Origin of the sequence: Stomatohabitans albus, from assembly GCF_036336025.1 — a bacterium.
Lineage (GTDB): Bacteria > Actinomycetota > Nitriliruptoria > Euzebyales > Euzebyaceae > Stomatohabitans > Stomatohabitans albus.
In genome coordinates, this window is sequence record NZ_JAYKKE010000002.1 from 122,616 (window position 1) to 136,035 (window position 13,420).

Consider the following 13,420-nt stretch of genomic DNA (forward strand, 5'->3'; position numbering starts at 1 on the left):
ATTGGCTGCATTGTCCTTTGTTTAGGCCTGGGGGAAAGGCCAACCGTTGGGCTTACAGCCACGCAAGTTGATGGATTGTTGCATCATCACGGGGGCCGGTTGGTTGGGATCACTACACGGCGCGGTTTGGTGGTGGTGACCAAGGCCGTGACCAAACTCATGGCTAATCACGTAGGTGCGATACACCTCAAGGTCATTAAAGGTGGGTACACCGGTGTTGATACGGTCTAAGTTCACCATCGCATTGCTGTTATTCCAACATGAAAGGCGACCACCGGTATTCAACCCGGCGCGGGCACATTGGGCGTCAACGGTTGGTGGTGTGGCCAATACCAGGCGAATATCAGCCTTTTCTGGGTCATCAATACGCTGCAAACGAACCTTGCCGTCATGGGTCCAGCCACGCTTATCATTCAAAACGCGTTCAGCCAACGCGGTCCAATCTGCGATGGTCCACTTGGTACTTGGTTCTACCGCAGCAACCCAGGTGTATAACCGTCCACTCTGGCCGATGACTGGCCCGGTACCAGGGGCGATGTCCCAGCCATTCTTGTCTTTCTTGGGGACCAGCACCTCACCGCTCATTACTCGATGGCGAGCGTGCTGGGCGTCAACTACAAAGACAGTGGCGGTTAGTGGGTTGGCGAGTGAGATATTGGCATTGGGTTTCCACGTGATCGTATTCCCTGCAATGGTGCCCGTACCGGGAACTTCAAAGCCGTTCGCATCTTGGATATAGATTGATCCACCCGTGAGGGGTTGATTCCACGTAAATGCAATCTGACCGTTATTGAACGTTCCTGTGGGTAACTGTAAATCTTGTGTGGTTTTGGCATCAATCCCGATCCCGAGGATATTGGCAACCGTTTCCGGAGATACTGCGGCAGGGCCACCAACCACCGTGATGGCATTGGTATTGAGCTTGGATCGTTGTTGGATGACCATTGTCAACACACCGGCACCGTAGGTATCGGCAAGGATGAGCCCGTCAGTCTGCGCCGCAAGCGGGCCGGCTGTAATCCCATCAATTGGGTTGGTAGCACTTGTAAATACGAGGGATTGTGTGGGTTGTTCACTCCCTCGTCCGGCAAGGGCTACCGATAAGGCTCCAGTGGTTGGTTGCGCCTGCCCAACTGTTGGCATTGCCATTGGTGGTTGAACGGGTTCACTGATGCGTTGAACGGGGGTGCCACCATTGAGGCTGGTCACAACATCATCGGTGATTGTTGTGCCCGTAACCTCTACCTGTTCACGGAGTGTTGGATGGTCGTTCAGGAGGGCTTTTGCCGGCTCTGCCGCCTGGGTTGGGTCGGTGAGCAATAAGGCAGCTTGGTTGCGCGCGGCATAGACCGCTGAAGGCAGGGCGTCAGTCCAGCGACCGGCATCGGTAAGTACCAGTTTGGTGATGCTGTGGTTGGTGACCAGGTCCTTGGCCACACTGGCCGCCGTGGCATAGCGGGTGTCACCAGCGAGGCGGCTCACCTTGGGGCTCATCGTGACCAGTTGGCTGAGTGCAGTTGGGCTCACCACACCTTCACCACCGATAACGACAAGCTCGATGCCAGGGTGCGCACCTAACCAGGCGCGGGTTTCTTCGGGTACCTGGTCGGTACCGGTCACCAAGATCGGGGCGTGGATAACTTGGGCCAAGGTGGTGGCAGGAATCGCATCCGCTTCACGTTCACCATTAATCACAATGGCGCGGGGGCTGGCTGACCATGTGGAACCCCAGGTGGTTACGAGCTGATCAGCCACGGCAACGGCAGTTGCCGCACGATTAGCCCCAGAAACTCGCTTTACTGATTGGCCGGCAACCAGGATGGGCCATTCTTTTACGGTGGTGGTATTCGCACGTAAACGCACGGTGTGCACACCAGGGGAGAGGCTATCAATGGTGGCTTGAACACGATCTGGTGTTACTTGTGTACCTTCAACCAGCTTGCCATCAATGTCGAGCGACACCTTGGCATCTTGAGCACAACTCATGAATCCCGTAACGGTGAGTGGGGTTTGCGTGGCCACCACACTATGTGGTGCCGGGAGCACGCCACGCAGTGTGGTACATGACGGCTGGGTGTTCCCCTGGGGATTTGCGTCTTGCGCAATTGCCGGTTGGGTACTACATGTAGTTAGGGTAGCTAGTAGTGCTACCGCGGTTGAAACCGTGATTCCTAAGCGCATAACCATTATTCAAACGTAGCCGGTTATCTGGTTGCGATGCAGGTGAAGGAGCAATGATGTTAACGCGAACCCTTCGTTCACAATGTGCGATGCCCGCCCTTGGGTTGGGGACATGGCCTATTAAAGGCCCGAAATGTATTGATCTGGTGCGAACTGGCCTTGAATCGGGGTTTCGGTTAATTGATACCGCCCAGATGTATACGAATGAAGTATCAACGGGTATGGGTATCGCCCAAAGTGGGGTTAACCGCCATGACATTTTCCTTACCACCAAGGTGGTGGGCTGTAACCAAGGTAAGTTGACGCGTGAGAGTGTTGAAATGAGTCTGGAGCGCCTTGGTACCGACTATCTCGACCTCATTTTGATTCACTGGCCAAATCCCAGCCTTGGGCGGGCCGAAGCCACATGGGAAACCCTTGCCAATGTCCGCGAAGAAGGACTCACGATGAGTATTGGGTTGAGTAATTTCTCGCTCACCCAATATGACGCCCTGGTGGATGCTACAGGTGTTGAAGCAGATGTGAATCAGGTCCAAATTGATCCCTGGGCACGGCAAAGCGAACTCGTTGACGGGTTATTAGAACGCGGCGTGATGCCTCAGGCCTGGGGGCCGTTGGGTACGCGTGCGGCTCGCCATAACACGGAACTTGACTGGAGCGTGCTTGAAACCGTTGCCGCTCGTCATGGCGTAAGTCCGCACGCGATTGCCTTGGCTGACCAACTTGGCCGTGGGTTTGCGACGGTGGTGCGTTCGTCTAATCCTGAACACCAGCTAGCCAACTTGAAGGCCTTAGAGATTGAACTCACCGATCAAGACAAGGCCGACCTCGCTGGCATGGCACAAGAGACCGTGCATTTGTACGACTCAACGGTAGAAGAAGAGTTCTGATAGCAAACCTGCAAGGCTGTAGGTAGCCAGGCCCACCACTCGTGATAAGGAGCACGATTCAGACCGAAAATATGGTCCAAACCGTGCTCCTAGACAGTCTTAATCGCGCTGCTTAGCTTTCTTGCTTGGTTGTCTTTGTCGCGCGGTAGCGCAGAGTTTGGTCCAGTTCGACCTTGCGTATCAGCCGGAACAAGAGAGTTTAAACCCAAGGTGTATTCGTTGGTATGAGGACACTTAATACTGTTCTCGATCAGCCCAGGCTCTGAATTGGTCGGGGTTGAATATGAATAGCCCGTCTATCTGGTCGATATTGTAGGTTTTATCGATGTATTTGTTTCGTGTTGAGCTGATGAGCTTGCCGTTGTCTTGCATGTTTATTTCTGAAACAATCCGGCGGTTAATTTTGGGGTCTATTGACATTAGAAACAAGGAGCTGCCAGATAGGGAGGCGTTGGTGAGACTAAGGTTGTCTTGAGTGGGTCGGGGTATGAACGTATATACGTTTAGGTCAGGTAGCATATGTTCATTTATGACGTAACGGTGAATATTGCCTGGTTCACCAATAGAGTAAAACACACCATCATAAACCGATGAGACTTGCCGATCCACAAGCGGCCGCTCGTCAAACCATGCTTCTTGAATGTTTGAATCTACTATCCCATTATTGAATGAGAAATAACCTGTCTCCGAATCAAAAGTGTCTAAATCTTTAGAGATGTCTCCATGCATGAGGACGGTATGGTCGTCTTGGCAGTGGTAGTGTGAAGGGGTGATTACTGCGGCGCCGGTTAGTGGTTGTTGTTCTTCAAATGCACCCTGGTCGGGGTTGAAGCGGTAAATATGTGTTTTCTTATCGTCTTCATCTCCGTAGGAAAATAACTGGGGATTGAGGTTACAATCCACTAGTACCCCATCAATTCCTACCAGTTTTTCGTGGTACTGATCGTGATACTTCCAGCCTACAAAAGATGAGAATTGGACGGTGCCATCGACTTCTCGTGAGCCGACGTGTTCAACACTGAAAAAGGTTCCGTCGTCATTGACATGTATCCCGCGGACAGAATCAGTAAGTTCGGATTTTTTGTAGGTGTGTACGGTGTGGGCGTGGATGGCATGTATGCCATAAGCATCAGAAATGACGAGGTGTTGCCGGTTGGGTGAAATCGCCACCTTGTCGCCGCGTCCGCCTACGGAATCGAGGTGTTGGACGGTACCGTCGTCGTAAACAATTGAGATCGGGCTTCCGCACGGTACCTGTTCACACGACCGCATTGTTCGAGTGCGGTAATCATAGGATTTGCCTGGAGATCGGTACGGGATAATCACAAACGCAATCTCGTTAACCATAGAACCAGACAGCGTAGAAGGCATGGGCTCAGAAGGTTGACCTCCACTCAGGTCACACCCGCCAAGGAGCACACTAGCCACGATGCCGAGAGCATATCGGCGCAGCACCCACCCTAGCGTGTGAGACGCTACGCGATGCTCTGGCATCATTCAGCTTTCTTGTTTCGCTTTCTTCGCCGCACGATAACGAGTGGTCTGGTCTAACTCCACCTTACGCAACCGAATCGCATCAGGGGTAACTTCAACACACTCATCTTGGCGCATCCACTCAAGGCTTTGTTCCAGGGGCATAATCTTTGGTGGGGTCAACCGCACCAATTCTTCACCCGTAGCTGAACGGATATTGTTCAGTTTCTTTTCCTTGGTGATGTTGATGTCCATGTCATCAGCACGCGCATTTTCACCCACGATCATGCCTTCATACACCTCATCACCGGGCTTGACAAAAAGCACACCACGGTCAGAAAGGTTTTGAATGGCATGGGCGGTTGCCGGCCCCTTACGGTCGGCCACCAGCGAACCTTGGGCACGGGTACGCACCTCACCCATCCAGGGGGTGTATTCCTCAAAAATCCGGTTCATCACCCCTTGCCCACGTGTGAGTGACAAGAACTCGGTGCGCAACCCAATAAGCCCACGAGTAGGGGCAACATATTCCGTACGCACCCAGCCTGTGCCATTATTGGTCATCGCCATCATGCGCCCACGGCGCTCAGCAATGGCCTGGGTAACCGCCCCGGAATATTCCTCCGGAACGTCAACGACCACCCGTTCCAAGGGTTCGTGCCGTACCCCGTCAATCTCTTTGGGAATGACCTGGGGTTTGCCCACGGTCAGCTCAAACCCTTCACGGCGCATTTGTTCAACCAAAATAGCTAACTGCAATTCACCACGGCCCTTCACTTCCCACGCATCAGGGCGCTCTGTGGGTTCAACCCGCAAACTCACGTTGCCCACCAGCTCAGCATCGAGGCGGTCTTTCACCATCCGGGCGGTCATCTTGGTACCACTCTTGCCTGCAAGCGGGCTGGTATTAATCCCAATGGTCATCCCCAAGGTGGGCTCATCCACATGGATACGTTCTAAGGCCACGGGATTCTCTGGGTCTCCGATCGTGTCACCAATCATCACCTTTTCAATCCCGGCGATATAACAAATCCCGCCAGGGCCAACCTCATCAACGGCCACACGATCCAAACCCTTGGTGGTCAACAACTCGACCAGTTTGACGTTTTTCACGCCCTCTTCGGTAATCCACGCCACCTGCTGACCCTTACGCAGGGTGCCATTGTGCACACGACACACCCCAAGCCGACCCAAATAGGGGGAGGCATCAAGGTTGGTGACCAGCGCTTGGGTAGGCGCTTCATCATCAAAAACCGGCGCTGGAATCGTCTCCAGAATCGTGTCAAAGAGTGGTTCCATCGTTTCGGTCATCGTCTCGGGGCTGTGCCCAGCGTGCCCTGCTTTGGCGTTCGTGTACACGATAGGAAAATCAATCTGATCTTCGGGTACATCAAGGTCAAAGAGCAGTTCGTAGACCTCATCAACCACCTCATTCGGGCGGGCATCAGGACGGTCAATCTTGTTGATAACCAACAACATGGGCAGACCACGATCCATCGCTTTGCGCAACACAAACCGAGTCTGGGGGAGTGGCCCCTCTGCGGAATCAACGAGCAACACAATCCCGTCAACCATCGTGAGGGCACGCTCAACCTCGCCACCAAAGTCCGCGTGACCAGGCGTATCAACGATAGTACATTGCACCGGGCCGTCCTTACCAGGCAAGGTCACTCCGGTGTGTTTAGCCAGAATCGTGATGCCCTTCTCACGTTCCAAATCCATGGAGTCCATCACCCGTGTTTGCACCTCTTGGTGCGCGGCAAAGGTGCCGCTCTGACGCATCATCGCGTCCACCAATGTGGTTTTCCCGTGGTCGACGTGTGCGACAATAGCGAAGTTTCTTAAATCGTCCCGTTTTTGCAATGACATAGCTACCAGCATGCCTGTCGGGAACAATTCGTGCGTCATAAAGGAAAAGTCCGGTACACAAACCCGCTATGACTAGGTAGTACTGGCCTCATGGGACCATTTCTTGGTATACGCCTCATTGCTCGCTCAGCGTCAACGATAACCAGTCGGCCACGCCTCCTGATCATGGGCATGTTGCCACCATTAGCCGTTACCGTGCTGTACGTGGTACTTGCCGTTATTGGTGGGCCAGCATTGGTGCACGCGATCACTGGTTGGGTTGGGGACGTGACGGCGGGCTCACCAGGGTGGTTAGGAAGTACCCTGTCGTTTCTCCTCGCACTCGTCGTACTTGGCGCTGTAGGGGTGGTGGCAGCTGTCGCATTCACAACCTTGACCTTGGCGTTAGGTGGGCCGGTCTATGACCGAATCAGTGAATCAATTGACCGTGAAGTGCTCGGGCTAACGGGTGTCCAGGATGAACATCTCGGTGTCGCCGTTATGCGTTCTGCATCTCAATCCGCCGTTATCTTTGCGCTATCTATGGGTTCCGCACTTCTTGGCATCGTACTCGGGCTCATTCCCGCGGTAGGCACCATCGCCAGCTTGGTAGTGGGGCTTTGCTTAGGTGGATGGCTGATGACAACTGAATTATTAGGGGGTGCCTTTGGTCGCCGTGGAAAACCAACCCTAAAAGAACGATGGCGGTACATGCGTCATCAACCGATTTCTACACTATCCTTTGCCATACCCGCCCAATTTGTACTCTCCATCCCGGTTATCTCGGTACTGGCGTTCCCGTTTTTTAGCGCGGCCGCCACCATGCTTGCCCACAAGCTGATTACCGAATCACCTACGTGGCCGACGCCTGATAAGGAACGTCATGACTTCTGATCTGCACAACCCCCGCCTGCCACTCAATGACGGGCACGAGATTGAATCGTTGATTTACGGTACGAGTGGGCTTCAAGGCACCATCGGGATGCTCGCGGTTCGTGATGCTATCCGTGCTGGTTGGCGCACCATCGATACGGCCCAACGCTACAACAACGAAATGAGCGTGGGCATGGCCATCAAAGAAAGCGGTGTTCGTCGTGAAGAGATCACCGTTATCTCGAAGATCCATGGGGCCAATCACGGTCTGGCTCATGTGCGTCCATCAATTATTGATTCACTCCGCAAGTTGAACCTCGATGTCATTGACCTCATGCTCATTCACTGGCCAAACCCCACCATCGGGTTAGCGATCGAAACGTGGATGGCGTTGATTGATGCCAAAGCTGATGGCCTGGTTCGCAGTATTGGGGTATCTAACTTTGCCAATGACCAATTGGATGAACTGATTGAAGCGACCTGGGTGGCGCCCGCGGTGAATCAAATCCCGATTGATCCATGGTCACAACAAGTATCGTGGCGTGAGCATTGTCATCAGCGCAAGGTGATGCCGATGGCCTGGTCTCCGTCAGGGTTTCGGGCATTTAAAGAAGACCAGGTACCGGCCATGGTTGAAATGGAAACGATTGCAAAGAACCATGATGCGACCGTGCATCAAATCGCCTTAGCGTGGCATCGTCATCAGGGGCATGTCGCTGTCTCTGGATCAACTAATGAGCAACGACGCGCGCAGAACTTCGCCAGCCTGGGGATTGAGTTGACCGGTGATGAACTCGATGCCATAGCCAACCTTCGGCAAGTAACCAAACATACCGACCGGTTCCACCCCCACCAATACGAAGAATGGTAGGGGCTTGACGCGAGCGGATAGGTATCGAACCTTAGGCGTTTCGTGCCGCCTCAAAACCGGGAAGAATCACCGTGTCAGCAATTTCAACACGCTCATGGAAATGAGCGAATGAGCCTTCAATAGCGTTCAGGGTGACCTCTTCAAACTCGTCAATACCCCAGCCAAAGACGTCGGCTAATACCCCAAACTCACTTGTCATCGATACTCCGCTCATCAGCCGGTTATCGGTATTGACGGTAACCCGGAACCCCAATTCCAAGAGCGCATCAATCGGGTGTTCCTCAATGGTGGGCACAGCTCCGGTTTGCACATTTGAGGTTGGGCAGCATTCGAGCACAATGCCACGATCAAGGACCATATCGGCAACCAAGCCCAACTCCAAGGCATCCTCATGGTCAGTGATGTCTTCGATGATGCGTACCCCGTGGCCGAGACGTTCAGCGCCACAGCTATTCATCGCTTCGGCGATAGAGGGCACCCCTTCAGCTTCTCCGGCATGAATCGTGGTACGCAGGCAGCCTTCTTTAATGAGATTGAATGCCTCACGGTGTGCCCCTGGTGGGAAACCAGCCTCTGGGCCTGCAATATCAAAGCCCACAATGTGCAGGCCTGAGTCGCGGGCTTCAAGTGCGGCTTCTGCGGCTTCAAGGACGCGGGTGTCATGACGCATCCCTATAACCAACTGGTTCACCATGATGTTGTGCCCCTTGGCTGCGGCCTCATGCATACCGCGTGCAAGCCCTCGATCGGTAGCTTCGAGTACCTCCAACATGGATAAGCCTTGCTGTGTATTCAGCTCTGGGGCGTTACGCACCTCTGCATAGACCACCCCGTCAGCCACAAGGTCTTCAACATATTCTTGGGCTACCCGTTCGATGGCCTCAGGGTCTTGGAGTAACGCAACGGTGTGCTCAAACCCACGCAGATATTCAACGAGGTTCTTCTTATTGGCGCCTTCAACAAACCAAGCCCCCAACGCCTCTGGGTCAGTTGTCGGCAATTTGGTGTACCCGCGCTCTTTCGCCAGTTCAATCACCGTTAATGGGCGTAAACCCCCATCTAAGTGATCGTGAAGAACAACCTTGGGCAGTGCAGCATAATTCAACATAGCTTGCAGTCTAAGGCGTGCAGCCAGTAACAGGAAAAGAAAATGGCGGCGATAGTCCCGATGCGAGCAATACTGCACTACGCTCATCAAAAGCGAAGAGTTTGAGCACGACACCACGTGCCAAAGGCCTCAGCCCCTCACCTGTATTGGCTTGGCTATCTGGTGTAAGAAAAAGGTAGGGGGTGCTTAATTCCCAACCAGGTTATCCAAAATAGTGCCAGGGTTACGGTCCTCGTCTGAGCACACACACCACTGATCGGCCGGGACAGTTTTTTGGACCGATTCAATATGGCGGCCACATCCCTTCCAGGTGGTTTTTGAACAGGTCTGGCAGACGGCAGGTAAACACATAATCAGGTCCTTAGTCGAAAAAACGGGGCTAGAACAGATACATCAGATGACGTTCGGTATGGTCATCGGCACGTTGATGCACATACTTACTGCTGGTTTTAAATGGCGGTCACCCGTCTCTATCTAGCGGTATCTCACCACGGGTGACCTGGAGGGGCCCCGCACCCAATACAATCGCGTGCCTAGGCAAAACTTAAGAACAGCTTTTCGAGTCGTTCAGGGCTGAACTCATCACTCGGATCTTCAAGACACTGGCGCAAACCAGTTACGATGATGGCACACCCTGCCCGATCAACCGCTTTGGCTACTGCGGCAAGTTGGGTAACTACCGCCTCACAATCCTCACCCGCTTCCAACATGCGAATCACGGCGTCGAGCTGGCCACGCGCACGCTTTAAACGGGTGACGGATGGTTTGGTGTCTTCCTGACTAAGTTGCATGTGTGTCGTTATTCCTTGGCAGCTGTGGCAATCTTCCACGTGAGATACCCACCATCTAGGTTAACTACTTGGTGTCCCAGTTGAGTTAACAGTCGGGCTGCCGTGTGGCCACGTTGACCAACCTGGCAGTGGACAATCACCGAGTCTGGCAGTTCTTGATGGCGTTCACGTAAAGCATTGAGGGGCACATTAATCGCACCTGGAATTGACCCGCTGGCAAATTCCTCAGGGTCACGCACATCCACGAGCACCGAACCCTCGGCCATCGCGGCTTCTAGTTCGTGCCATTGGATACTGGTCGTCATCCCAGCAGCCAGATTGTCTGCGATATAGCCCAACATATTGACCGCATCCTTAGCACTGCCAAATGCGGGGGCGTACGCAAGTTCAATATCGATGAGTTCACTGGCACGAAGACCGCCACGGATAGCGGTTGCAATCACATCGATGCGTGTGTCAACCCCCTTGGTACCAACACCTTGGGCACCCAATATGGCGTCCGTCTGGGCATCAATAACCAGTTTGAGGTGCATTTGGGCTGCGCCGGGGTAGTAGCCGGCGTGGTCCCCAGGGTGGGTGTGAATCACACGAATCTGGCGCCCTTCGGCACGTGCCCGTGTCTCCGTCCAGCCGGTCGCCACAGCCATGAGTCCAAAAACACCCAAAATAGCGGTACCCAACACCGGATTTGACGGCACCGAATTGCCCATGATGGCATCGGCAATCATGCGGCCATCACGGTTTGCCCGCTGGGCAAGGGTCACAAATCGGAGGGAATCATCAACGTGATCTCGCTTTGCCGTTGCATCCCCAGCAGCAAAAATATGAGGATCGCTGGTGCGAAGGTCATCGTCGACCACGATAAGCCCGCGATCGGTAACGGTTAAGCCGGCCTGGACAGCCAAATCAGAGTCGGGGCGAACCCCAACGCCGGCAACAACCAAGTCAGCATCCAATGCGCGCCCATCAGTCAGGAGCACGTGGGTGTTAGTCAGTGATGACGCCCCAGAACCTGTGATCACCTTTACGCCGTTAGCTTCAAGATGGGCTTGTACATAGGCAGCCATCTCGGGGTCAAAAGGAGGGAGGATTTGCTGGGCTAATTCCACCACCGTGGTATCAATCCCGCGATGGGCGAGGTTTTCAGCCATTTCAAGGCCGATAAAGCCACCACCGAGCACAACCGCGTGGCGTGGTTGCTCGGCCACTTTGGCAACAATCTTGTCCATGTCAGACACATTGCGTAAGGTGAGGGCGCGCTCAATCCCTGGCAAGGGCGGCACAAAGGGTGTTGCGCCGGTGGCAATGACTAAGTTGTCATAGGCCAAGGTTTCACTTGCCCCGCCGGGGGTTACTACCCGTACGGTTTGTTCGTCACGTTGAATCGCAGTGACACGCGTGCCGGTGCGAACATCGAGATTGAACCGCTTATGCAGCCCCTCGGGGGTTTGCAATAATAAGGCATCGCGTTCTTCGATGACCCCGCCAACGTGATAGGGAAGTCCACAGTTAGCAAAGGAAACATGCTCACCTTGCTCTAAAACAATGATGTTTGCTTGTTCATCGAGACGACGAAGGCGAGTAGCTGCCGACATCCCTGCCGCGACACCACCGATAATAATTGTGGTTTGTGCAATGTCTGTCACTGTTATCGCCCAAGTAGACGGCTAAAGAGGCCCTCGGGTTTGCGGTCTTGTGGTTTGCAGGTACACCACTGGTTACGAGGCACACTGGCTTTTACCTGGTCAATATGTTGTCCACAGCCAGTCCACGTTGTCTTTTTGCATGTCGCGCATGTTGCTGGTCGGCACATGAGAAGCAGCCCCTTTGTAAGTAGATTGCACAACAGCATATACCCCAGGGGGTATAGTGCAATGGAAAAGACACCGGGATGGCTCCCGATGTTTGATGCGTGGTGTTGGGGTGTGGCCAGACCACAAACGAGATTAGAGCACCATGGCGGCAACCCAACCGGCAACCAAAAGCGGCAAGTTAAAGTGCAAGAAGGTTGGAATGACGGTGTCTTTGATGTGGTCGTGCTGCCCATCCATATTTAACCCTGCCGTAGGGCCTAAGGTTGAATCTGATGCAGGGCTACCCGCATCACCAAGCGCACCGGCAGTGCCGATGATGGCGACGGTGGCGAGAGGACTGAATCCCAAACTGATACATAAGGGCACATAGATTGCCGCAATAATTGGTAGTGTCGAAAACGATGAACCGATACCCATAGTGATGACCAGTCCGACCACGAGCATGGCCAAAGCGGCAATAGCGGTGTTATTACCAAAGAGGTTGGTCACTGTCTCAACGAGAGGCTCAATATGCCCCGTATCTTTCATCACTTGCGCGAAGCCTTGGGCGGTAATCATGATGAACCCGATACCGGCCATCATGGTGAGCCCACGATTGAAGACGCGGTCCATCTCTTTCCAATGGATCACTTGGCCAATCACAAACACGATGAACCCAAGTAGAGCCCCCACGAGCATGGAATCCGTCATCAACTGCACGGCGAACGCCACGACGATGGCGATTCCAGCAACAATCCCGTTCATAGGGCGGTAGGCTTCTGCTGCGGCGTGCTCCTCAACGTCTTGTTCAGACGGGTTAGTCGCCATATCACGATAGGTTCGTGGCTTCCGATACGAGACCAACAAGGCAATCACCAAGCCGCCCATCATGCCGAGGGCCGGAATGGCCATTGCCCCCATGACGTTGACCCCTTCGGTATTAAGCCCCGAGGATTGGATATTGGACAACAAGATTTCGTTTAAGAAGATGTTGCCAAACCCAATGGGTAAGAACATATAGGTGGTGACGAGACCAAACGTCATCGCGCAAGCCATAGCACGACGGTCAATGCCCAGTCGGGTTGCGAGACCGAGCAGGGGGGGAACCAAAATAGGGATAAACGCTATGTGAATAGGGATAAGGTTCTGGCTGAGTATGGCCATCACAACCAACGCCCCCAAAATACCGCGACGGACAACGGTTTCCACACGATCAGCGTGGCGTTCTTCTGCTTGGTCTAAACGTGAAATGATCGTATTTGCGAAGACACGGGGAACACCTGAATGGGCGATCGCTGCAGCAAAGGACCCTAAGAGCACATAGCTCAATGCGATACCGGCACCGCCTTTCATCCCTTCACTAAAACTTTCCAGCGTGGCCTCAACCCCAAGACCAGCAGATAACCCACCGATAATGGCACCAAAGAGCAAAGCCAGCACGACATGCATACGCAACATGGCCAAGATCAGCATGACAAGGACAGCTAATAAAACGGCATTCATTCGTATGCAGAACCCTTCAGTTCGATTAAAAAAACGTATGCTACCGGCCTCAGAACACTTCGCGGAAAACAAGTTGGGCTATTTTCATC

Annotated in this window: 10 protein-coding genes; 3 read left to right on the forward strand and 7 right to left on the reverse strand. The window is 53.6% G+C overall.

The features are described 5' to 3' along the window. Window positions 1-21: 21 nt before the first annotated feature. Window positions 22-2,187 carry a DUF3152 domain-containing protein gene (locus VCU37_RS05565; protein ID WP_336249645.1) on the reverse strand — a complete coding sequence of 722 codons (2,166 nt, stop codon included), beginning with the start codon at window positions 2,185-2,187 and terminating at the stop codon, window positions 22-24. A 47-nt stretch (window positions 2,188-2,234) separates the two neighbouring features. On the opposite strand from VCU37_RS05565, the gene VCU37_RS05570 reads away from it, so the two are divergent. After that, window positions 2,235-3,071: an aldo/keto reductase gene (locus tag VCU37_RS05570; protein ID WP_336249646.1), complete on the forward strand. Its 837-nt coding sequence runs from the start codon at window positions 2,235-2,237 to the stop codon at window positions 3,069-3,071. A gap of 234 nt (window positions 3,072-3,305) precedes the next feature. Here VCU37_RS05570 and VCU37_RS05575 read toward each other — a convergent pair whose 3' ends face one another. Together VCU37_RS05575 and typA are read right to left on the reverse strand one after the other, a co-directional pair. Next, window positions 3,306-4,418: a hypothetical protein gene (locus tag VCU37_RS05575; RefSeq protein ID WP_336249647.1), complete on the reverse strand. Its 1,113-nt coding sequence runs from the start codon at window positions 4,416-4,418 to the stop codon at window positions 3,306-3,308. 150 nt (window positions 4,419-4,568) lie between these two features. Then, window positions 4,569-6,413 carry a translational GTPase TypA gene (gene typA / locus VCU37_RS05580; protein WP_336249648.1) on the reverse strand — a complete coding sequence of 615 codons (1,845 nt, stop codon included), beginning with the start codon at window positions 6,411-6,413 and terminating at the stop codon, window positions 4,569-4,571. Window positions 6,414-6,503: 90 nt separating this feature from the next. Between typA and VCU37_RS05585 the strand changes: the two genes are divergently transcribed. Both VCU37_RS05585 and VCU37_RS05590 read left to right on the forward strand, forming a co-directional pair. Beyond that, entirely contained in the window at window positions 6,504-7,286 is a 783-nt protein-coding gene (locus VCU37_RS05585; RefSeq protein ID WP_336249649.1) for an EI24 domain-containing protein, read from the forward strand. Beyond that, window positions 7,276-8,136 carry an aldo/keto reductase gene (locus tag VCU37_RS05590; protein ID WP_336249650.1) on the forward strand — a complete coding sequence of 287 codons (861 nt, stop codon included), beginning with the start codon at window positions 7,276-7,278 and terminating at the stop codon, window positions 8,134-8,136. The genes VCU37_RS05585 and VCU37_RS05590 overlap by 11 nt, the downstream gene beginning before the upstream one ends. A gap of 31 nt (window positions 8,137-8,167) precedes the next feature. Here VCU37_RS05590 and VCU37_RS05595 read toward each other — a convergent pair whose 3' ends face one another. From VCU37_RS05595 to VCU37_RS05610, 4 genes are all read right to left on the reverse strand, one after another. Then, a complete protein-coding gene (locus tag VCU37_RS05595; RefSeq protein ID WP_336249651.1) occupies window positions 8,168-9,244 on the reverse strand; it encodes an adenosine deaminase in 1,077 nt (358 codons plus the stop codon). Between the two features lie 533 nt (window positions 9,245-9,777). Next, window positions 9,778-10,035, reverse strand: a complete 258-nt coding sequence (locus VCU37_RS05600) for a metal-sensitive transcriptional regulator (protein ID WP_336249652.1) — start codon at window positions 10,033-10,035, stop codon at window positions 9,778-9,780. Between the two features lie 8 nt (window positions 10,036-10,043). After that, window positions 10,044-11,681, reverse strand: a complete 1,638-nt coding sequence (locus tag VCU37_RS05605) for an FAD-dependent oxidoreductase (protein ID WP_336249653.1) — start codon at window positions 11,679-11,681, stop codon at window positions 10,044-10,046. Between the two features lie 300 nt (window positions 11,682-11,981). Further along, window positions 11,982-13,331, reverse strand: coding sequence for a Na+/H+ antiporter family protein (locus VCU37_RS05610; RefSeq protein ID WP_336249654.1), 1,350 nt, complete (start codon window positions 13,329-13,331; stop codon window positions 11,982-11,984). Between the last annotated feature and the right edge of the window lie 89 nt (window positions 13,332-13,420).